General features: G+C 68.9%; 22 protein-coding genes and 1 pseudogene. 9 read left to right on the top strand and 14 right to left on the bottom strand.

All coding sequences use genetic code 11. The features are described from left to right. Positions 1–49: 49 nt before the first annotated feature. From ACFYOB_RS33240 to ACFYOB_RS33230, 3 genes and pseudogenes are all read right to left on the bottom strand, one after another. Positions 50–298 carry a hypothetical protein gene (locus ACFYOB_RS33240; RefSeq protein ID WP_388566557.1) on the bottom strand — a complete coding sequence of 83 codons (249 nt, stop codon included), beginning with the start codon at positions 296–298 and terminating at the stop codon, positions 50–52. 598 nt (positions 299–896) lie between these two features. Beyond that, positions 897–1,016: pseudogene (locus ACFYOB_RS33235) on the bottom strand (LysR family transcriptional regulator); the annotation flags it as partial. Between the two features lie 236 nt (positions 1,017–1,252). Further along, a complete protein-coding gene (locus tag ACFYOB_RS33230) occupies positions 1,253–1,375 on the bottom strand; it encodes a hypothetical protein (protein WP_388566430.1) in 123 nt (40 codons plus the stop codon). A 214-nt stretch (positions 1,376–1,589) separates the two neighbouring features. Between ACFYOB_RS33230 and ACFYOB_RS33225 the strand changes: the two genes are divergently transcribed. Both ACFYOB_RS33225 and ACFYOB_RS33220 read left to right on the top strand, forming a co-directional pair. Next, positions 1,590–2,261, top strand: coding sequence for a DUF4097 family beta strand repeat-containing protein (locus ACFYOB_RS33225; protein ID WP_388566427.1), 672 nt, complete (start codon positions 1,590–1,592; stop codon positions 2,259–2,261). 261 nt (positions 2,262–2,522) lie between these two features. Continuing rightward, complete coding sequence (locus ACFYOB_RS33220; RefSeq protein WP_388566424.1) at positions 2,523–2,840, top strand: hypothetical protein; 318 nt, start codon at positions 2,523–2,525, stop codon at positions 2,838–2,840. A 165-nt stretch (positions 2,841–3,005) separates the two neighbouring features. Here the strand turns inward: ACFYOB_RS33220 and ACFYOB_RS33215 are convergent, their stop codons facing one another. Both ACFYOB_RS33215 and ACFYOB_RS33210 read right to left on the bottom strand, forming a co-directional pair. After that, positions 3,006–3,674 carry a glyoxalase gene (locus ACFYOB_RS33215; protein WP_388566421.1) on the bottom strand — a complete coding sequence of 223 codons (669 nt, stop codon included), beginning with the start codon at positions 3,672–3,674 and terminating at the stop codon, positions 3,006–3,008. A 451-nt stretch (positions 3,675–4,125) separates the two neighbouring features. Then, positions 4,126–4,461 carry a hypothetical protein gene (locus ACFYOB_RS33210; protein WP_388566418.1) on the bottom strand — a complete coding sequence of 112 codons (336 nt, stop codon included), beginning with the start codon at positions 4,459–4,461 and terminating at the stop codon, positions 4,126–4,128. An 83-nt stretch (positions 4,462–4,544) separates the two neighbouring features. On the opposite strand from ACFYOB_RS33210, the gene ACFYOB_RS33205 reads away from it, so the two are divergent. From ACFYOB_RS33205 to ACFYOB_RS33190, 4 genes are all read left to right on the top strand, one after another. Further along, entirely contained in the window at positions 4,545–4,904 is a 360-nt protein-coding gene (locus ACFYOB_RS33205) for a Ku protein (protein WP_388566552.1), read from the top strand. A gap of 60 nt (positions 4,905–4,964) precedes the next feature. Beyond that, complete coding sequence (locus ACFYOB_RS33200; RefSeq protein ID WP_388566416.1) at positions 4,965–5,747, top strand: phosphotransferase; 783 nt, start codon at positions 4,965–4,967, stop codon at positions 5,745–5,747. 325 nt (positions 5,748–6,072) lie between these two features. Further along, positions 6,073–6,258 (top strand): antitoxin MazE7, encoded by a 186-nt coding sequence (locus ACFYOB_RS33195; protein WP_388566410.1) that lies wholly within the window; start codon positions 6,073–6,075, stop codon positions 6,256–6,258. Between the two features lie 2 nt (positions 6,259–6,260). Then, positions 6,261–6,641 (top strand): toxin Doc, encoded by a 381-nt coding sequence (locus ACFYOB_RS33190; RefSeq protein WP_388566407.1) that lies wholly within the window; start codon positions 6,261–6,263, stop codon positions 6,639–6,641. Between the two features lie 102 nt (positions 6,642–6,743). Here ACFYOB_RS33190 and ACFYOB_RS33185 read toward each other — a convergent pair whose 3' ends face one another. The 6 genes from ACFYOB_RS33185 to ACFYOB_RS33160 form a co-directional block, all read right to left on the bottom strand. Then, positions 6,744–6,983 carry a hypothetical protein gene (locus ACFYOB_RS33185; protein WP_388566405.1) on the bottom strand — a complete coding sequence of 80 codons (240 nt, stop codon included), beginning with the start codon at positions 6,981–6,983 and terminating at the stop codon, positions 6,744–6,746. A 106-nt stretch (positions 6,984–7,089) separates the two neighbouring features. Beyond that, entirely contained in the window at positions 7,090–7,569 is a 480-nt protein-coding gene (locus ACFYOB_RS33180) for a lanthionine synthetase LanC family protein (protein WP_388566401.1), read from the bottom strand. Positions 7,570–7,582: 13 nt separating this feature from the next. Then, on the bottom strand, positions 7,583–8,362 hold the full coding sequence (locus tag ACFYOB_RS33175; protein WP_388566398.1) for an SDR family NAD(P)-dependent oxidoreductase: 780 nt from the start codon (positions 8,360–8,362) through the stop codon (positions 7,583–7,585). A gap of 422 nt (positions 8,363–8,784) precedes the next feature. Next, positions 8,785–8,910, bottom strand: a complete 126-nt coding sequence (locus ACFYOB_RS33170) for a hypothetical protein (protein WP_388566396.1) — start codon at positions 8,908–8,910, stop codon at positions 8,785–8,787. Positions 8,911–9,270: 360 nt separating this feature from the next. Then, the gene (locus ACFYOB_RS33165; RefSeq protein WP_388566393.1) at positions 9,271–9,774 is read right to left on the bottom strand and encodes a hypothetical protein; all 504 of its coding nucleotides are present in this window, start codon (positions 9,772–9,774) and stop codon (positions 9,271–9,273) included. 603 nt (positions 9,775–10,377) lie between these two features. After that, entirely contained in the window at positions 10,378–10,728 is a 351-nt protein-coding gene (locus tag ACFYOB_RS33160; RefSeq protein ID WP_388566390.1) for a hypothetical protein, read from the bottom strand. Positions 10,729–12,029: 1,301 nt separating this feature from the next. Between ACFYOB_RS33160 and ACFYOB_RS33155 the strand changes: the two genes are divergently transcribed. Next, on the top strand, positions 12,030–13,571 hold the full coding sequence (locus ACFYOB_RS33155) for an AMP-binding protein (RefSeq protein WP_388566387.1): 1,542 nt from the start codon (positions 12,030–12,032) through the stop codon (positions 13,569–13,571). Between the two features lie 33 nt (positions 13,572–13,604). Here the strand turns inward: ACFYOB_RS33155 and ACFYOB_RS33150 are convergent, their stop codons facing one another. After that, a complete protein-coding gene (locus ACFYOB_RS33150) occupies positions 13,605–13,793 on the bottom strand; it encodes a hypothetical protein (RefSeq protein ID WP_388566385.1) in 189 nt (62 codons plus the stop codon). Here ACFYOB_RS33150 and ACFYOB_RS33145 point away from each other — a divergent pair. Beyond that, the gene (locus tag ACFYOB_RS33145; protein ID WP_388566383.1) at positions 13,792–14,679 is read left to right on the top strand and encodes a hypothetical protein; all 888 of its coding nucleotides are present in this window, start codon (positions 13,792–13,794) and stop codon (positions 14,677–14,679) included. The genes ACFYOB_RS33150 and ACFYOB_RS33145 overlap by 2 nt on opposite strands. A gap of 207 nt (positions 14,680–14,886) precedes the next feature. On the opposite strand, the gene ACFYOB_RS33140 is transcribed toward ACFYOB_RS33145, so the two are convergent. Then, positions 14,887–15,327: a hypothetical protein gene (locus tag ACFYOB_RS33140; RefSeq protein WP_388566380.1), complete on the bottom strand. Its 441-nt coding sequence runs from the start codon at positions 15,325–15,327 to the stop codon at positions 14,887–14,889. A gap of 1,123 nt (positions 15,328–16,450) precedes the next feature. Here ACFYOB_RS33140 and ACFYOB_RS33135 point away from each other — a divergent pair. Beyond that, positions 16,451–18,217 carry a DUF4157 domain-containing protein gene (locus tag ACFYOB_RS33135; protein ID WP_388566377.1) on the top strand — a complete coding sequence of 589 codons (1,767 nt, stop codon included), beginning with the start codon at positions 16,451–16,453 and terminating at the stop codon, positions 18,215–18,217. Positions 18,218–18,345: 128 nt separating this feature from the next. Here the strand turns inward: ACFYOB_RS33135 and ACFYOB_RS33130 are convergent, their stop codons facing one another. After that, positions 18,346–19,269: a LysR family transcriptional regulator gene (locus tag ACFYOB_RS33130; protein WP_388566375.1), complete on the bottom strand. Its 924-nt coding sequence runs from the start codon at positions 19,267–19,269 to the stop codon at positions 18,346–18,348. Positions 19,270–19,403 lie beyond the last annotated feature (134 nt).

The following is a 19,403-nucleotide window of genomic DNA, read 5'->3' as shown; positions in this document are numbered from 1 at the left end:
AGACCGGCGTAACCGGCGCCCACGGACGATCGGTTGCCAGGCATCGGTGTCAGGCCGCGGATCTGGCCACGGCAATCGCCCAGACGATGTACAGAACGTTCACGACCAGGCGAGCCGCCGCGCCGACCGGCCGCTCCAGCAGCCGGGGCCGCTCCGGCCGCGCGCGTCGCAGCGCATCCGCGTGGGACACCAGGTAACAGGTGATCAGGACCGCGGCGGCCAAGCCCCCGGCGGGCCTGCTGCACGGAACCAGCACCAGCACACCCACCACGGCCTCCGCCACCCCACTGACGGTCACGAGGAGATGTGCCCCGCGGAGCCTGGTCGGTCGTGCCGTCGGACCTGGGCGGCGGACCGTCGCCGAGCGGAACCGACAGGTGGTACAGCGCGGGATCGTGCATCCGGACCAGCCGCGCGGTGCGCCGTAGGGTCATCGGTGGGTGCTCCATGGTCCAGAGCTGCACGTCACCGAGGGGTACGACGCGAAGCATCGCCCGGAAGTCGGCCATGTCGTCGCTGTGGACTTCGACCGGTGCCGCCGCCATCTCCGACACATGGCTTTGCCAGTAGTCGAAGCGCTCCGGCGGAGGAACATCCTCGGTGCGTAACGTGGTCCCGGACAGCATGCGGCGCTCCCGGCTAGCGCGCACGATGGCATGGGCATCGTCGCACGACGACATGCGCCATCCAGGGTCCCCTGTCCCCCCGGGGTCGGACCCTCTGCGGGCCCAGCAACCGGAGCTGCCCACGCTGTACGGAAGGGACGAGGGAAGAGGACGTCTACGAGGGTTTTCCGTTGGGCGCTTCCCGAAATGGTCTCCGGTCACTCGCGGCGAGGGTTGCTGCCTTGAGGGTGCCGGGACATAGGGGGCTCGGGCGCGGTCATCTGTGGAGACAGCGCCGATGCGTCGCTGTTGCTTCCTGACGGCCTGGCTGACGCGGGCCTGGGAGACGTGCAGGCGCACGGCCGTGCGGCCGAAGTGCAGCTCCTCGGCCAGTACGAGGAAGTCCGGCATCGATAACCCCCCGGTTATCGAGCGGTGCGTAAGTCCATGTTGATCATGGCCATGGCGGGCGGCGAGCATCAGGGCATGCAATCACGCACGAAGAACCTTCCGTTTGTGCTGCCAGACGCGATCAAGAGCATCCGTAGCAGCACGTGCGTGCACGCACCCGTTCAGAACCTGCGCAAGGAGGGTGAGAGAGCGATGCACGTGTCGCAGCGGTGGCCGCCTTGAAGGAGCTCCGTTCTTCACCGACAGCCGAACGCGCCGTCCAGGAACTCGCCGAGAGCGCCACCCGGTTGGCCGACCACCGCGAGGACGCCGTTCCGGACGAGCGCGTAGACGAGGCCGCCGGCCACTCCGAGCGCCATCTGCGGGTGTTCCTGCTCGGTGAGTTGCCTCGCGGTCTCCGTCGGGTCCGTGGTGTCCTCAAGAGACCGTTCACCGCCAAGTCATTGCAACGAACTCTCGCAATATTGCCTGACCTGAACAAATGTCAACTTCGCAGCAATGGCAAAGTTGCTGAATTTGTGAAGGCTACGTAGCTTTTCGCTCGCTTGAAACAACGAACCGAAGGAACTCATCATGCAGAAGTTCGACACTCCCGCCCCGGTGACCACCCTCCTCGACGTCCCCGCAGGTCTCATCCGCTTCATCGCTGGCGACCGAACCGACACCACGGTCGAGGTCCTGCCGGCGGACGCCTCGAACGGTCGCGATGTGAAGGCGGCGGAGCAAACCGAGGTCGCATACCGCGACGGCGTCCTGCGGATCGAGGTCCCGGCGGCGAGCAACCGGATCCTGGGTGCTTGCGGAACTATCGAGGTGACCGTCGAGCTGCCCGCCGGATCGCACGTCGAGGCGAAGGCGGCCAGTGCCGAACTCCAGGGCGTCGGGCGGCTCGGCGACGTCACCTTCGAGAGCGCGCACGGCACGGTCAAGCTCGACGAGACCGCGAGTGCCCGCCTCACCCTCCAGGCCGGCGACATATCCGTCGGCCGACTGGGCGGCCCCTCGGAGATCAGCACCCAAAAGGGCGACCTCCAGATCGCCGAGGCCCAGCGCGGCACCCTCACCCTGCGCACCGAACACGGCGAGATCTCGGTCGGCGCCGCCCGCGGAGTCTCCGCCTCCCTGGACGCCGGCACCAGCTACGGCCGGATCCACAACACCCTCAAGAACACCGACGGCGCCACCCCCGACCTCAACATCCACGCCACCACCGCCTACGGCAACATCACTGCCCGCAGCCTCTAAGAGGTCCTGGCAGAAGCCATTGATGGTGTGGCTGTCGGCGCGGATGCTCGCTGGCCTGGCCTATCGCGATCGTCGTGATCAACATGGAGGCGGGAAGACCGCCGTCGAGTTTCCCGTCGCCCCGACCGAGCAGCCGTTCGTCGCCGCCCTCACCGAACTCGTAAAGGCTCGGCTGACCCGAAAAGCAGGGAGCGCCGGACGTCGGCCTGCGCTGCAGCACTTCCGAAGGGGCTGTCCGCGGTGGGCTGTTAGGGTCCGGGCATGACGCGTCTGAAGGTTGAGATTTCCGTTCCCGAGAGTCATGTGGAGGTGGTGATCGATGCCCTCCACGCGGCTGGAGCGGGACGGGTCGGCGAGTATGCCCGGTGCTCCAGTGTTTGGCGGGTGACCGGCACCTGGCAGCCGCTGCCTGGCTCGCAGCCATTTGACGGCGAGGTGGGCGTCGTACAGTCCGGCGAGGAATGCAGGATCGAATCCTTCTGCGATGAGGAACAGGCCCGTGCAGTCCAGCAGGCGGTTCGCGACGCCCACCCGTATGAGGAAGCGGTCATCCACTTCTTGCCCCTGTATGAGCCGTGAGCCGGCTGACTGCCCGCCGTTCATACGGAACCAGAAGGAGAGCCACCCCAAGCTGCCCGACGTCACCGACTGGTGTGGACAGCCTTCCGGATCAGGCGGTGCCTGGCGAGGGGGGATGAGGCGGCGCTGTCCCGGTTGGGACCGAGCCGCCCGTGGGGCCCGGAGTCAGGACTGCGTGAGGGCGGCGGCCGACGCGGCAGCCTCCCAGGCGAACCCGTCCGGGTCGGTGAAGGTGTCGGCGGTGCTGCCGAGGACGATGCGGTGCGAGCCGGTGCCGTCGACGGGGACGCCGAGGTCCTTGGCCAGAGCGCGGCGCTTGTACAGTGCCAGCTTGACGGGGCTGGACTGACCGCTGGCGAACTCGGTGTACTTGCCGCCGAAGCTCTTGGCCACGGCAAGGCCCCGGCCGACATAGAACTCCTTGGTGGCCTTCACGTCCTCGACGCCGAGCAGCAGGACGACCTCGTCGATCTCGCGGGTTGCGGGGCCGGTGTCCTTCTTCGCCGAGGTCGCGATCTTCCAGATCGTCCCGTCCGGGGCCTGGACGACGCCGCCGTAGCCCCACAGTGACTTCACGGCGGGCTTCAGAACCGTGGCGCCGGCGTCCACGGCGGCGCCGACGAAGCTGTCGACAGTGGCCGGCCCGGACACCGTGAGCGCCAGGGTGAAGCCACGGAATCCGGTCGAGTGCGCCGTGGACGCCCGCAGGCGTACGTACGTCTCCACGCCGAAGGCGCTGTAGAAGCGGCGGGCGGCCCCGGGGTCGGCCACCTCGAGGGTGACGGACGCGATGGACGTGTTGGCTGCGATGGAAGCGGTGGTTGCCATGACCATCACGCTAGGGGCTGCGCGGCGGCCGGGGCTTCTCGATTCCTGACCGGTCTTGAGCTTTGCTTCGCCACGCACGCCGACAACTCCCTCCACCTTGATCGCGTGGGGCGACCGCGTGTTGTGACGGGCCGAGACCGCGCCGCCTTTTCGGGTCGGGCCGCCGAGGCTCCGGCTTCCCCGCCGTAAGGCCGAGCGGGAGCGGCTTCTGGACATCGCGGCGGGCGCCAAGGGTACCGATGTCGAGTTCACGCCCGCTCCTTAGCCGGAGGACAGCAGGGCCGAGGGTCGTCACCAGTAGACGATGAAGAAGGCCGGAATTCTCGCGGGCCAGTGCCGTGCGGCCGCGGGCAGCGGCGCGGCGCTGGAGCGTTTCGAAGGACAGTCACCCGGCTACGGTGTCCCAGACGGCGAGGTCACCGCCGAGGACCAGCCGTCGGTTTCCGGGTCTGGTTCTTCAAGACCGCTTTGCGGTGAGCTTTCCGTCGGGAGTGAGGGTGAAGACGGTGCGGTCCGTGGTGGTGGTACCGCGGGCCGTCTTGCCGTATGCGTTGAGTTCGATCGCTTCCGCTTTGCCCCAGTTGATTTGGGCTTCGGCGGCCTGCGACCAGGTGTTGACCCTAACGTGCGTCGACCAGCCGGCGATCTCATCGTGTCTCCAGGCTCCCCAACTGCTTTCCGGGAGGAGGCCTGGCGTCTTGCCCTGGTAGAAGCACAGACCAGTGAAAGCGAACAGTGCGGCAGCCAGGAAGCCCAGGGCTGAGGCACGGGAGCGGCGGCTCATGAACGGCACGGTACGTCTCCTCACGGTGCGGATGGAACAGTCGCTGCGCCGCTGGCCGTGCGGCGCGGGTACACACGAGCGTCGCCACGACTCTGAGACCGGTCCCAGATCGTACAAACACTCCTCGAAGGAGACCTCGGCCCCGCGGCCTGACCTGCCGGGCCCGGCAGGGCACCTCGGACCGGATCCGCAACCGGCGAGTGAAAGCGCGGACCGGCGATGAGGTCGAGCTGGACGACATCGGCGAGGGCTACGACACCGGCGACGAGTACGTGCTTGAGCCCGAGGAGCTGGACGAGATAGCGCCGGGCCGCTCCCGCTCACTGGAGATCGCCGGGTTCGTCAACGTCGGTGAGGGGGGACCTGCGGCAACTCGACTCGACTCGGCGGTTCCTACGGTCCGAGCCGTGAGCCGGACCGGTTGCGCTCATCGCCGACCACGAGGCTGCTGAGTGGCGCCAGGGGGAGGGCGGCCGGGCCCGGCAATCTGCCGCGTTCACTAGGATTCCGCCGTGATCCAGGACGGTGAATCGATGCGCGGCGGCCTGTCGACGGTGCGCCGTGAGGGCGAGAGCATCCTCAGGCCCTGGCGCGTGTGGACCCCCGCGGTGCGGGAACTGCTGCGCCACTTGGAGCAGGTGGGATTCGCCGGCGTGCCGCGCGCGCTGGGCGACGGTCCCGTGGACGGCCACGAGGTGGTTTCGCTGCTGCGCGGCGAGGTCGGGCTGTACCCGTGGCCGCGGGCGCTGCTCGCGGACGAGGGCGTCACCGCGCTCGGGCGGTGGCTGCGCGACTACCACGAGGCGGTACGGGACTTCCGGCCCTCGTCGCAGGCCGTCTGGTGCGACCCGGACGCCCGCTGGCGTCCCGGGCTGATCATGCGCCACGGCGACCTCACGAGCTGGAACTCGGTCTGGGCGGACGACCGCTTGGTGGGCGTCATCGATTGGGACCTGGCCATCCCCGGCGAGGCGTTGGACGACCTCGCACAACTTGCCTGGTACTGCGTGCCGTTGCGGCTTCCCCGCCGTCAGCGCAAGGTCGGTTACGGCGCAGATGGCGCGCCGTTGGCGCGACGGCTGCGGCTGCTGTGCGACGCCTACGGTGCGGTCCCGGCCGACGTGCTGGACGCGCTGGCGCGGTTGCAGCGCGACGAGACCGAACGGATCGCGCGCCTGGGCCCGCTCGGCGCGGACCCCTGGGCGGCGTTCCTGCGGCAGGACTTTATTCCGGACATCGAGGAGGAGCGCGCGTGGGCGCTGGCCCGGCGCGAGGAACTACTCGGCCACGCCTGACGCGACCCGGCTGGACGCGACCACGTGGCGAGACGGCGGATCAGGGGATATCGGGGTGGCTGCGGTGCCGAGTGCGCGTCGCCCGCGCGGCTGCCTGCCGAGTCGGCGTGTGGTGCCGTGGGTGGCTATCTGTCATTCGCGGCGCGGTTGCCAGCTGGATGCCAGCTTGCCGGTGGCCAGTTGCGCAGGTCCCCTCACGGGGTCGCGCCGCGCACATCGCATTCCGCCGGACACGGAGCCGACCGCTGACTCGCAACACCTCCCGAGTTGGTGCAGAGTATGAAGGGGTATTCGCATAGGTATGCAAAGGTGCGTACTCGGAGCCATGGCAGACACAACCGTGAAGATCGACTCGCAGAGCAGGCACCGTTTCGCCGCGGTCGCCGCCGCCCAGGGCAAGAGCGTGCGCGCCTACCTGGCGGAGCTGGCGATCGAGGAAGAGAACCAGCTCGCCCTCGGCCGGGAGTTCGGCGTACTCCCGGCCTCCGCGAGCACGCGCCGGGCGGCCTGACCTTGGACCTGCACATCGACATCCGGTGGCTCCTTGACCGCCAGGAGGAACTGCTCGGCAAAGACCTGGGAGTCCTGGACTACTCGGGACTGGTCGCCGCGGTCGCCCGCCACCGCGTGAACACTCCGGCGTTGGCCACCGAGGAACCCGACGCGTACTGGCGGGCCGCCGCGCTCCTGGAGCAGATCGTGCTCCTGCGCCCACTGCCGGCCAGGAACGAGTACTTCGGCTATGGCGTCGCCGTCGCCTACATCCGGGCCTCCGGCAAGGACGTGGACGACGCGTTCGAACCCTGGCGCGACCTCATCACCGACATCCGCGCCCTGCGCCTGAACGTCTTCGACGTCGCAGACCGGCTGCGCTCGCTGCGCCCCAGCTCCTGATCGAGTCCTCCGACCGCAGCAGGCCGCTCGGTTCACCGGACGCTCGGCCACGGCGAGCCCGGGCCCGGCGGACCGGCGGCCTCGCGCCACCCACGTTCGGCGTCAGTAGCGAAGCCAGAGCTGCCATCCGCCGGTCGTGGCGAGGCAGTCGTAGTTGCGGAAGCCTTCGCGCATGTAGTTCTGGCCGACGTCAATGCACGTGGAGTACGTCGGGTAGGTGTCTATGTACTTCGTGTAGGACGCGGATGCGTTCGCGGCGCCGGTGCCGAGCAGCATGGCGCCGAAGGAGAGGGCCGCGACCGCGCCCGTGAGAGCCAGGGGACGGGCGAGCTTGTTCGTCATCAGATCTACCTCAGGTTGTGTTTGGGTGTTGATCGGTTGGAGCAGGCAGGCAGGCCGTCAAGTCCGGGCCCGGATCGACGGTGTGTTCCCGAAACGGCGCTGGACGCTAGGACAACAGGAGGGCCGCCTCCCAGCCGGAGCGCGGCGGCTCGTTGGTGGCGTATCTCCACAAGGCCAGCAGCATCCCGGTCACGCCGTCCAGGAAGCCGGGGTGGTCCAAGCGGAGTCCGGAGCCTTCCTGTGGGACGGTGAATCCGAAGGGATCGGCCGGCCGGTGCCTGCGGATGATGTTCTGGACGGTGGTCTCAATGGCTTCGTCGAGCACGTCGCTGGCGCGTTCCTCCCGGAAGGCCTCAAGTGCGACGAGGAGGCCGCCCAGGCCGTGGCAGAGGCCGGGCTGACTCATTTCGGGTGCTGTGCGGCTCCGCGCGGCGGTGGCTCGTAGTGCGGCGTGTGCGGTGTCGGTCCATAGATGGCGCCAGCGCGGACGGAGGCGACGAGGCGGGGTGTGAGCACGGCCCGCCAGCGGGCTTGGACGGACTCGACCATGTAAAGGGCGTGGCGCCCGAGCTGGTTCGGTTTTCATACGGTGGTGGGGCTCAGTGAACGGACAACCCGCCGTCGACGAAGATCGCCTGCCCGGTGACGTAGCCGGATGCCTGGCTTGCCAGGAACACCGCCGCTCCGGCGAAGTCGTCGGCCAGCCCGTTGCGCCCGACCATCGTGCGGGCGGCCAGCGCCGCCACCTTCTCCGGGTCGGACGACAACCGCGCATTGAGCGGGGTCATGACGAAGCCGGGCACCAGCGTGTTACAGGTGACGCCGTGTGGCGACCACGCCTCAGCCTGAGAGCGGGCCAGTGACTCCAGTGCCCCCTTGGAGACCCCGTAGGCGCCGCTTTGGACGAACGCCCGGTGCGCCTGCTGGGAGGTGATGTGGATGATCCGCCCGAAGCCCCGTTCGGCCATGCCGGGCCCGAACCGCTGGCCCAACAGGTAGGGCGCCTCCAGGTTCACCGCCATCGTGGCGTCCCACACGTCTTCGCCCAGCTCACCCATCGGCGGCCGCAGGTTGATCCCGGCGCTGTTGACGAGAATGTCGGGCTCGCCGAACACTTCGGCTGCCTGCTCCGCGGCCGCGCGCACCCCGTCGCGGGTGCTCAGGTCGGCGCTCACCCAGGCCGCCCGGCAGCCGTCCGCCGCCAGTTCGTCGACAGCGGAGGCCAGTTCCGACTCCTGGCGCGCCACGATCACCACGTTCGCCCCCGCTCGCGCGAGAGCCCCGGCGATGGCTCGGCCGATGCCGGAACTGCCGCCCGTCACCACGGCCACCCGGCCGTCCAGCGAGAACAGTTCGGAGAGGTAGCTGTGCGAGATCATGCCTGCACCCTAGACGGGACGTGCGTCCAGTGGGTGGGAGGTGTCCGATGTCCCACAGGTCAGGTGTCCGCCCGCGAACGCGGCAGGCACGGCGGACGCCCCAGGGTCGTCGACGACAGGCCGCCTACGCCCGCACCCTGCGGACAGGACGCGTGCCCATGCCGCAGACCGCCCGCAAGCTCGTCATCGCCTCGGGCAGGAACAAAGGCGAACACCCCCCGATTGCCGCCGTCTGCCGCCGTCTGCCGCCGTCTGCCGCATCCTCGCCGAGGACGACGCGACCGACGGGACCGGCCTGAGTCCCGCACGTACGAAAGCGGCCCCAGCGCCGCGGGGGAGGCCACCAGGACCGCCTCATGAAGAGAGCAAGATCATCCCGTTGCCCCGTGGCGCGTATCTCGGTCACACCCCCATCAGGAGCCCTACTTGAGGCCGTGGCGCGCGTCCGTGTCGTACGGGGAGGCCAGCCGCAGTCTGCCGGGCGGGAGGTCTTCGCTCTCCCGCCGCTTCACCTCCGCCCCCGGCACCCCGGCCGCCTCCCCGGTCACAGTGCGGTGGCAGTTCTGCAGCCACACCCTGCGCCGCTGCAACCCGTACAGAACGCACAGCCGCAGCCCTGGTGAGGTACCCCAGCCGTCGGCCCAGCGAGTCGCCCGGCGCCCGTGTGCCGGTGCCGGGGGACACCGAGAACATGTCGGTTGGCGGGTCGCCGCCCCGTGATGGGCGGCGAACTCCGCGGTGCCCAGTTACAGCAGTCCGAGCTTTTCCTCGACGTACCTCGCGTACGCAGCTGGTCAAGTCATCTCGCCAACTCAGAACGCATCAGCCCTGCACCCCCACCGCGAGGAGATCCGAGAGGCAAAGCCGTCCCGAGTCAACCGGGAAACCAGGCTTTACGCTGCGGGAATTTACACAGCGACGGAACAGCATCCGTAATTACGGTAGTCGTAGTAGTGGGATCGCAGCATCCTTTGATTGCACTTGGCGCAAATGGCGCTATTGTTGGAATTTACGCGAATGACGGAAGTGTCTTTCAGTGCGAAGATCGCCTCCACCAACTCCTTTCCGTGTTCGCGGATTCCCTGTTGAAGGAACTCGAACGCTCCGTACGTGCCTCCACACTCGCACGTAAGCGTGTTCGAGTAGGCGGGCGGTGTGCACTTGAGCCCCAATTCGGACTCGATCCGAGCCCTTTCTTCGGCTGACACGGGCTCCATCCCTGCTTCTCTGATGCGTGTGGGTGTCCAGTACCACACCTTGATTGCGTCGGCTTGGGCGCGGGACAGGTAGAACGTCGCGGTCCTGCCGCTCATGACCGTTTCCCGCACCGTTGCCAGGACACTCCCATCATCCGCCGCGAGGGTGACCTGTCCGCCGCGAACGATGTCATCAATGGTCGCGAAAGTTTCCATGGTTCGTACCTCCGGAAAGCCGAAGCGGTAATCCAGCCGAGCGGCTGAATTTCTCTCCCGCTTTATCGACTTGCCTTTGGCCAGCCGGGAGAGCTATTTGGGTGAATTGCCTCTCGTTGTCCCTTTGCTGCGTATCTCGGTCACACCCCTGATGGCCCTTCAGCGGGAACCCGCGGGTCTGGTGCCCCAATCTTGTCCGGAGGCGAGGGGCAGGGCGTACGTCCCGGACTCGTAGGCGGCCAGCGCCTCGGCTGGCGACGGCCATCAGAGCGGGCCCGAGCTGGTGGACCCACCGGGTGAGATGGTGTGCGGCAAGTGCCCCGCCGCAGGCCGGTGCTCAGCACCGCCGGGTCTCCCGCGTGGTCTGCTTGCTCGGAAGGCGCCGCGACGGCCGACGCGCTGGACGCGTTCGCGGGGCGCGGCGACGGCGGCCGTTGCAACCCCGGGTCCCCACCTCGCCGGCAACCTCCCGATCGGCGGCCCGCCTGAAAAGGCTCACTGGCATGGCTGGACAGGCTGCGCTTTTGAAGGGGCCGGGCGCGGTGAGGTGTTGGGGCACCCGGGCGCGTGAGAGGCGCGCTCGGGTGCATGGGCTGACGGAGGTCAGCGCAGGCGTAGCGTCACTTCGGCCACGTTCTGGTCGTCGTAGGTGACGCTGAATGTCTCGCGAGTACCGGACCCGCACGCCTGGAATTCCCGGGCCTCACCCGCAGCCGGACGGATGCGGACAACGGCGCACTTGCCGTCCCTGCGGGTGTCGTCGACCCACCCGTAGATCTTCACGTCGCCCGTGTCGCACGCGAGAGTCCAGTGCGCCTGGGCGCCGTCGATCTTCGGTGACCTGCTGGATGGGCACCGGTCGGCGCTGGCCGGTGCGCCGGTGGCGATGACAAGTCCGGCCGCAAGTGCACAAGTCAAGGCGGCCGGGGCCAGAGCCTTGGGGATTCGCAACATTTTCTCTCCTCAGAACAGAACGGTTCGTGCGGGCGGATGCCGCACTGTGAACGGGATCAGGCAGTGTTCCTGTGTCGTTGCCGTAGCCGGCGGCGAGGTCGTAGAGGCGGTCCACTCCGAGGCGTACCGGCAGAGCGCGGACGAGGACGGCGGCGCCCGCTCCGCCGGATCCTGGTCGGCCTTGGAGTGGTTGGAGCGGGCGGTGGCCGCGAGGTGGGAGCTGGTTTGTCCGTGGTCGTTGGCGTACGCCTCACACCGAGCGGGCGTCCAGGTGCCGGCCCCGAACCCCAGGCTTCCGTGGGGGTGACGGTCTGCTCGTCGTCGTAGGAAAACCGGCTGCCGCCGGTCAGTGTGCAGCGGGGGCCGATATTGAGTGCTTCGACGGCTTCACTGATCAGGACTTCGGAGCGGGTGTTCCAGCCGTAGGTGGGGTTGCCCCCGGCGGTCCAGTGCTTGAAGGCGTCGCGCTGGTAGCCGGTACGGGATTCGTCGGCAACGGGGAGGGTGGAGGCGGCGACGCGGATGGGAAGCCCCTCGGGTACCGCCGCGCTCGCGTGGGCGGTGGTGGTGGGCAGGGGCACGGGGTTCACGGCCAGAGCCACAGCGGCGGCCGAGCGCGTCATGGTGATCGTCACGGCCACGGTTGTAGCCCGGTCCGCGCCCGCCGGATACGGGTTGGGGGTGACGGTCACCCGATCAGCAGTCAGGCGTTCACCGGAAAAACGCCACTTCACAGAGAACAGCCAAGGCAGGGACGCCGTGAGCGACACCGGTCGGGATGGTCTGAGGGGTGGTAAGGGGCGCGTCGTCGGCTCGACGCGTATGGGCGGGCCGCGGGTGACCGCCTCGGCCGTGGGCTACCTCGCCCGGGACGGCCTGTTGGTCCGCCTCGGCGGGCACGCCGAGTGTTCCCCGACGTCCACAGGCCCCTCCCTTGTGGCGCCCGTCCGCAGCTCAGGTGCCGGACGGGTGGGGAGATCCACTGGGCAGGTGCGAGGTCGCCCCCGAGCAGGGGGTGGCCTTCTTCAACGAGCTCCATCAGTGCCGCCCCCGCGGCCGGGAAGTTCGGGCCGTCCGTGCGCCGACCGACCGACTGCGCCGGGCGCTGGGCCGTTGGTGGTGATTGGGAGGTGCGGGTGGTCGAGCGGTTTCGGTCGGGTTTCGCGGACGCGGAGGAGGGCGCGGACGGGGGCGTGGGGGAGGGTGCGGGTATTGGCTGGATGTCGGCGTCCGGCTTGGGCTTGTGGATCACCGACCCTTAACCTCCCGCTAGTTGCTCAAGTCAACCAATGGGGATCGTTATGGACGACACCACCGAACACTTCCGCAGCCACGTGGAGGAGATTCTCGACGCCCTGGAAAAGGAACCGGGCCGCGAGGCCCTGGTACACCGGGGCCGGCGCGTGAGCGCGGGTGAATTACGCGGCCTCGTCTACGGCATGGCCCGCGCGCTGCGGTCCCAGGGGGTGCGGCGCGGTCAGACGGTCACCCTCCTCGCCGGCAACCTTCCCGAGACGATCGCGGCCCGCTACGCTGCCGGGCTGCTCGGCTGCGCCGTGAACCACCTCTACGCCGGCCTTTCGGCCGACGTGCACGCCGACATCCTCCGGGACGTCGAGACGCGGGCGCTGATAGTCGACCCCGCATACCGTGAGCGCGCCGCCGACCTGGCCCAGCGGGTGCCGCTGGAACAGGTGCTGGTGCTCGGCGGAGGCAGCGTCATGGGCCCGGACCTGGTGGAGCTCGCCGCCGAGGAGTCCACGGAGGTCTTAACGGGCGCGGCGCGTCCGCAGGACATCTGCACCATCCGTCACACCGGTGGGACCACCGGTCATCCCAAGGCCATCTGCACGACCTTCGAGCAGTGCGTGTCGATCGGACCGGACTGGTCCGAGGAGGGGCAGGTCAGGGCCCTGGTGTGCACCACCCTCGCGCATGCGGCGGGCCTCATGGCCGACACCACGCTGCGCCGCGGCGGCACCGTAGTCCTGCTGGACGAGTTCGAAGCCGGCGCCGTACTCGCCGCCATCGAGCGCGAGCGCATCTCCCACATGTTCCTGCTGCCGCCGCTCCTCTATCAGTTGATGGACCACCCCGACGTCGACCGCACCGACACCTCCAGCCTGCGCATGCTCACGTACGGGGGCTGCGCCTCCTCCCCGACCCGCCTCGCGGCGGCGGTCCGTCGCTTCGGCCCCGTGCTGAACCAGTTCTACGGCCAGAACGAAGCGGGCGGGATCAGCATGCTCTCCCCCCAGGACCACGATCCGCGGCGCCCGGAGCTGCTGCGAACCGCCGGGAAGATCATGGAAGGCGTCGAGGTCGTCGTCCGTGACACCGACGGACGACACCTGCCCGCCGGCGAGCACGGCGAGATATGCGTACGTTCCCCGCACGTGATGAAGGGCTACTGGAAGCAGCCCGAGCTCACCGCGGAGGTACTGCGGGACGGCTGGCTGCACACCGGTGACATCGGGTTCGTCGACTCGGACGGCTACGTCACGATCGTGGACCGGCTGAAGGACATGATCGTGGTGGTGGGAGGCCACGTGTACACGGTGGAACTGGAGGACGTGCTGAACTCCCATCCGCAGGTACTGCAGAGCGCAGTGCTCGGAGTCCCCGACGCCAACCTCATGGAGCGGGTCCACGCGGTCGTCGTCCGCACGCCGGGCGGCGACGTCGGCGAAAAGGAGCTGCGCGCCATGGTGCGGGACAGGAAGGGCCACATGTACGAGCCCGCGAGCATCGCCTTCGTCGACGCGCTGCCCCTGACCGACGCGGGCAAGCCGGACAAGAAGCTGCTCCGCGGCCGGGCTGTCGCGCTGGTCGCGTCTCCCTGACCGTAGAAGAACCCGTGCCGGGACCGTGCGGAGTCAACGACGTGCATCGCCGACCACGGCGAACCCGTGGGCGGCGATGCCCCAGACGATCCCCAGCCCCTCCACCTCCAGCTCGTGGCCCCGTCCGCTCTCGGCGCATACGGGGGTCCTTGCCGAGTCCGCCGGCCTGCGGACGTCGGTGAAGTACTGCCCGATCGAGACCTGTTCTAGGGTCGGCGTCATGAGTACGCAGAACCGGACCCTTGAGTCGCTCCTGTCGCAGATCGCCCGCCGAGATGCTGTGTGGCAGGTCGAAAAGGACCTGAAGGCGCTCGGATCCGAAGGGGTCAGCGACCTGCTGGAGATACGACGAAACGGGCCGGGCACACTGCGCCGGCATGCGTTGCACGCGCTGGCGATGATCGGTGCCGGGAATGAGCTGAACAGCCGGGACCGGCGGGCGCTGGAGCGCCTCGTTCGGATCAAGCTGCTGAACGACCGGCCGCTGGATTACCACTGCCCGTTCATGTGGATCGCGGTGCCGGCCGCAACGTACGAGGGTGTCTTCGACGCCCTGGAAATGTACGACCGCATCCCCGCGACGATGGCCTTGGGCATGTCGGCAGTGCAGCATGACACGGCCGTGACAACCGGCCCCGAGGGCGAGGAGAAGACCGTCCACCGGGCTTTCGTCACGCCCGAGTTCGCCGGTTGGCGGATGGTGTTCGGCGGCCCGGTGCCCAGGTGCGCCGAGGAGGAGGTACTGGCCCGGGTCAGCGCGTACTGCGGGCAGGCTCACTTCTACTTCCGTGACGCCTACGACGACGATCACAGCTGGGCGATCGCCGAGCAGGGCCGGGTGATCCGCTCCTACCAGACCTACCGCGAGCCGGCATGGACGGGCGACCCGATGCCTTGGGAGACCCCCCAGACGGACGACGAATACTGGGAACCCGGCTTGTACGAACCGAACGCCTCGTGCGAGACGAGTGCCAACGACGTGGCGGAAACACTGACGGTCGACCCGGAGAAGATCGACGAGAACACCCCCATGAGTGGTCACGGTTGGCTGGCAGTAACCGCGCCCGGCATCGGGAACGGACCGTTCCCCGGCGCCCTCGAGATCTGACACACGCCCAGTACCCGGCCGAGCAGCGGCTTGTCGTCCGGAAGGTCGACTTCGAGCCCGGCTCGTGAATCTCTCCCGCGGACCGGTGGCCGTGGCCTGTCTCGTCGTCGGGTACGAACGAGATCCGCTCGACCCCCTCTTCGACGCGGCCCCCGCGCACCCCATGTTGGCGGAGGCGCGGGGGGCGGGGCGGCCGGTGAAGTGGGGTCAGTGGTCGTTGTCCACGCGGTGGAGGGCGTGGCCGTCGATCGTGATGGTGTCGGGGGCCTTGATGGTGCCGTTGAGGTCGGTGAGGTTGCCGTCGAGGTGGATGGTGTTGCCGTTGGTGCGGTAGGTGCCCTTGTTGAGGCCGATCTTGAAGACGGGGCAGTTTTCCTGGTTGCAGATGTAGTTGTTGATCTGTTCGAAGCGGCCGTCCGCGGTGAAGGTCAGTTTCTCGATGTAGTGGGTGATTCCGGGGCGGTTCTCGTCGACGGGCTCAGACCAGTGACCGATGAGGCGTACATCGCGGGCGGACGCCGAGGTCTCCCCGACCCCCGCCGCGGACACGGGCTCGGGGCAGGCGGCGGCTGGTCCGACGGCAGTCAGTACGGTCAGGAGCAGCAGCACGGTGGTCAGCCCTGCACGGGTTTTCGTTGTCGTCGTCATGGCGGGAGGGTCTCCTGTCCGTGGTGGTGGCGGGTGCGTCCCCCGCCGGGGTTGCGTTAGCGAGCCGGGTGCTTGCGAGAGGTGGGTTCGCCCGGGCCCGGGGGGCGCCGGTGCTCTGCTACCCGGGCGGGCCGGGTGAATGCCCAGGGCAGCCAGGGGTGTTGTCGACCTGGTGCGCCACGCGGTTGTCGGCGCACGCGGCGTTGAGGAGTCCGACGGGATGGTTCGGTTCGAAGCGTGCCCGTCGGTGTGCGGGGTCGGTGTGGGGTGCGGGCTCGTCGTACACGAGATGCCTCCGTGGTCAAGGGGGAGAGGCGGCTGTCGCCGGACGGACCGACCGTAGTCATGAAGCACCCCGGTCTGTGGGCTGGAGGTCGCCGCCACGGCTCGTTCCGGGTGCCGTCCGGATACCGAAAACCGGTTCCACCGAGGTGCGGCAGGCGGTCTTACCTGCCCATTCCTTCCTTTTGCGGGGCCGGCGGCGCCTGTTGACGATCGGCTGAAGATGCACCATTCGTCCGGAGCACTCCTCGACGAGGCGGTGCTGGTGCCCGGTAGCCGTCTCCTCTTACCCGCATGAGTCCTGCTGCGCCGCCCGGACGGGACGATCCAGCAACTCGGCGGGGTATCCACCGCGTCGATGAAGGCGTTGTCATCGCCCCTCGCAACCTGAACTGACGATGCCCTGGGCTGGCGACCTGGTGGCCGCTCAAGGCGGCGCGTGCACGGATTGCGTTCGCGCTCTCCGCGGTTCAGAGCGGCGGCACGGGGGTGAGTGGGGGAGGGGGAGGGGGAGGGGGAGGGGAGGGGGCTACGCGGACGGCTTGTCTTCAGAGCCGTGTGTCCGTTTCAGCCGGGCGGGCAATCCGCCGTGGTCACGTAAGACCTTCACCGCCTTGCGGCCACCCGTCCGAATTCGACGGTCTCGACTGTCGGCGGCCGCCGCAACAGTCTGACCTGATCGTCCGCCGGGCCGGACTCGGCCTGATGGCCCGGCGCGCCATGGCCGCCCGCCTGTACGGCCCACGCACGTTGCCCCTGCTCTGCCCTCGTGTACATGGCCCGACCGCCCGCGCCTTCGGTATCCAGAGGGGAGTCGTCTGCTCGCCGAGGAAGAGGTCGCATGCACGCCGAAGAACGGGCCAGGTCTGCCGAGGCACGCAAGGGCAGGGCACCGGCCCGCCAACCCCAGGCCGTGAACCCGACGCCGCCCCCGGGCCTCCTCGCGTTGCAGAGCACCGTCGGCAACGCGGCAGTCGTCCAGATGCTCCGCCGGGCCGGACACCCAGGGGCCCAGGAACGACACCAGCACGGCGCCGACTGCGACCACCAGCAGACCGAGCACCCCGTACAGCGCTCCACCGTCGATGACGTCCTGCGCACCCCCGGCAAAACCCTTGACGACGCCACCCGCACCGAGATGGAAGCCCGCCTCGGCGCCGACTTCTCCGACGTACGGATCCACACCGACGAGGCGGCCCGCGCCTCCGCCGCCGAGGTTGGCGCCCGCGCCTACACCTCCGGCAACCACGTCGTCATCGGCGAGGGCGGCGCCGACCGGCACACCCTGGCCCATGAGCTGACCCACGTCATCCAGCAGCGGCAGGGCCCGGTGGCCGGCACGGACAACGGGTCGGGGCTGCGCGTCTCGGACCCGTCGGACCGCTTCGAGCGGGAGGCGGAGGCCAACGCCACCAGGGCTCTGAGTGGACCGGTGCCCCGCCAGGCGGCGCAGGGCACGGCCGAACGGACCGGCGGCGGCCCGGAGTCCGTCCAGCGCTCCATCCACCCCTACCCGACGTCCGGCCAGGTCCCCAGCGAGCAGGTCGGGAAGGACCTGGTGGGCTTCGGCGAGAAGCTCGACGCGGCCGTCCAGATCGCCTGGCTCCAGGCCACCCAGAATCCGACCGACGCCAATCTCGCGCGTACGGACGGATATCTGGGCCGGTGGGCGGAGCAGTGGCAGGAATACCTCCAGGCCACCCCGGCGAAGAAGGCGGAGATAGCCGCGCTGGTCCCCGCCATGGCCGGCTACGCCATCGAGTCCCTCGCCACGAAGGTGTTCCTCACCGAGCGGAAGTCCTGGACCGGTCCGGCCTCCGGCCTCAAGTTCTCCGTGGCGATGCAGGTCACCCACGGCAACACCCGTCCCGATGTCGTCCTCCAGCTCGACGGGAGCGATGTCGCCTGGTACGACATCACGTCCGCGAAGAGCCTGGGGCACATCTTCGAGAAGGACGGCTCCGGGTGGCAGACCAAGCCCTATGTAGCCGAGATCGCCTATCCGCAGGTGACGGCACAGACGGTCGAGTCGAACGCGGCCAAGTGGCAGAACGCGGGCAGCCCCGACATCACGAACGACCCCATGATCTTCGCGAACTACTGGATGGAGCGCGGGCGGTTCGAGGTGACCATGAACCTCATGCGTCAGGACATCCTCCAGACCTCCCCCTCCCTCCTCGACCACGCCCGGAACGCGGCCGACAGCGTCACGGGCAACGTGAACGCGGCACGCCGCCAGGAGTACATGAGGGCCTGCCTGGCGCTCTACAAGGCCGGGGTGCTCGGCGGCAACTCCAGCGCATCCGACGTGGCCACCGAGATCGCGGGCAGGGGTCAGACGCCCGGCATCACGGCACTCGAACCGCTTCCCAAGGACACCGCCGCGGTCATCCAGTGGCTCACCAACAACCACAAGAAGTACGGCTTCCAGGGCAGCGACGGTAAGAGCAGCTTCAAGAGCCTGAGCGTCCAGCCCGGAATCGTCTGGCTCCAGGAGTGCGCCGCATACAAGCAGCTCACCGTCCCGGACGCCGATGTCCTGACCTACATCGGCACGAACTACCCGGAGGGCCTCACCGCACTCCGCAACGCGGGGCTGGTCACGTGACCCACGGGCCGCCGCCAAATGGTCGGCTGACCAGCGCTGACCGACGTCACCGACGCCTCGCCGAACTGATTCCCAGGGAAATCGGGCCAAGAACCGTAGGGTCCCGCTAGCGGTCGGGCAGGGCGCGGTCAGCTGAGAGTGTGAGCGGCTGCCGCCCCCGGCCCGGCCGGAGCCAGGACGGCGGACGCAAGGTGTTCGCGGAACCAGCGGTGTCCCGGGTCCGCAGAGTTGCGGGGGTGCCAGGCCATCCCGAGGTCCAGGGGTTCCAGGTCGAGGGGGACGGGGAACGTCCGCAGGCCCATGGCCGAGATGGTGTCGGGGAGCCAGTCGGCCAGGCTGAGCGCGACGAGGTCGGTGTCCCGGGCTAGCATCATCGCGCTGGTGTGGCTGGGCACGACGACCGCGGTCCGGCGCCGCAGTCCGAGTTCCGCGAGGGCGCTGTCGATGGGCCCGACGCGCTTGCCGAGCCGGGAGATGCCGATGTGGTCGGCCGCGGCGAAACGACGGGCGTCGATCCGCCCGTCGAAGAGGGGATGCCCGCTGCGGGCGATGCCGACCAGCGGCATCCGGGTGAGCTGCCGGGTCCGGATCTCCGGGTCCAGGTGTCCCAGGACGCCCAGTTCGACGTCCACCCAGCCCTGCCGCAGCCCGGGGCCGCCTTCCACGGCCTCCGGCAGGAAGACGACGTCCACCTGCGGAGCCTCCGCGTGGATCCGCTCGGTCAGGCTCCCGGCCACGCCCACCAGGAGCAGGTCGGTGGCCTGCACCGTGAAGGTCCGCTGGAGATGCACGGCGTCGAACCCGGCACCGGGCCGCAGGACGCTGTCGCAGCTGCGCAGCAACGCGCCGACCTCCTCCCGGAGTTCCACGGCGCGCGGGGTCGGGACCAGCCCCTGGCCGGCCCGGACCAGCAGCGGGTCGCCGACGGTACGGCGGAGCCGGGCCAGGGTGCGGCTGACCGCCGCGGGTGAGGTGCCGAGGCGCTCCGCGGCGCGGGTCACGCTGTTCTCCTGGAGCAAGGCGTCGAGGACTCGCAGCAGGTTGAGATCCATCAGTCGCTCCTGAACTGCAGTTTTACGTCTGGGGCAATGATTGAGTGTCAATCTTTGCATTGATGCGGCACCTTCCGGCGCCGAGAGTGGAGACGCCCCCGAAAACGCGTGGCATTTCTCCCTCAGCCCCTTTC

Source organism: Streptomyces sp. NPDC006463 (genome assembly GCF_042870715.1).
Classification (GTDB): Bacteria; Actinomycetota; Actinomycetes; order Streptomycetales; family Streptomycetaceae; genus Streptomyces.
Note: the sequence above shows the minus strand (reverse complement) of the source record. Positions and strands in the feature narration are given on the sequence as shown.

Excerpts from the sequence above, each read along its gene's own strand:
- ACFYOB_RS33230 (WP_388566430.1), bottom strand. The coding sequence starts at position 1,375 with ATGGCGCTCGGAGTGGCCGGCGGCCTCGTCTACGCGCTCGTCCGGAAC.
- ACFYOB_RS33225 (WP_388566427.1), top strand. The coding sequence starts at position 1,590 with ATGCAGAAGTTCGACACTCCCGCCCCGGTGACCACCCTCCTCGACGTC.
- ACFYOB_RS33220 (WP_388566424.1), top strand. The coding sequence starts at position 2,523 with ATGACGCGTCTGAAGGTTGAGATTTCCGTTCCCGAGAGTCATGTGGAG.
- ACFYOB_RS33215 (WP_388566421.1), bottom strand. The coding sequence starts at position 3,674 with ATGGTCATGGCAACCACCGCTTCCATCGCAGCCAACACGTCCATCGCG.
- ACFYOB_RS33195 (WP_388566410.1), top strand. The coding sequence starts at position 6,073 with ATGGCAGACACAACCGTGAAGATCGACTCGCAGAGCAGGCACCGTTTC.
- ACFYOB_RS33185 (WP_388566405.1), bottom strand. The coding sequence starts at position 6,983 with ATGACGAACAAGCTCGCCCGTCCCCTGGCTCTCACGGGCGCGGTCGCG.
- ACFYOB_RS33180 (WP_388566401.1), bottom strand. The coding sequence starts at position 7,569 with ATGAAAACCGAACCAGCTCGGGCGCCACGCCCTTTACATGGTCGAGTC.
- ACFYOB_RS33175 (WP_388566398.1), bottom strand. The coding sequence starts at position 8,362 with ATGATCTCGCACAGCTACCTCTCCGAACTGTTCTCGCTGGACGGCCGG.
- ACFYOB_RS33165 (WP_388566393.1), bottom strand. The coding sequence starts at position 9,774 with ATGGAAACTTTCGCGACCATTGATGACATCGTTCGCGGCGGACAGGTC.
- ACFYOB_RS33160 (WP_388566390.1), bottom strand. The coding sequence starts at position 10,728 with ATGTTGCGAATCCCCAAGGCTCTGGCCCCGGCCGCCTTGACTTGTGCA.
- ACFYOB_RS33155 (WP_388566387.1), top strand. The coding sequence starts at position 12,030 with ATGGACGACACCACCGAACACTTCCGCAGCCACGTGGAGGAGATTCTC.
- ACFYOB_RS33145 (WP_388566383.1), top strand. The coding sequence starts at position 13,792 with ATGAGTACGCAGAACCGGACCCTTGAGTCGCTCCTGTCGCAGATCGCC.
- ACFYOB_RS33150 (WP_388566385.1), bottom strand. The coding sequence starts at position 13,793 with ATGACGCCGACCCTAGAACAGGTCTCGATCGGGCAGTACTTCACCGAC.
- ACFYOB_RS33140 (WP_388566380.1), bottom strand. The coding sequence starts at position 15,327 with ATGACGACGACAACGAAAACCCGTGCAGGGCTGACCACCGTGCTGCTG.
- ACFYOB_RS33135 (WP_388566377.1), top strand. The coding sequence starts at position 16,451 with ATGCACGCCGAAGAACGGGCCAGGTCTGCCGAGGCACGCAAGGGCAGG.
- ACFYOB_RS33130 (WP_388566375.1), bottom strand. The coding sequence starts at position 19,269 with ATGGATCTCAACCTGCTGCGAGTCCTCGACGCCTTGCTCCAGGAGAAC.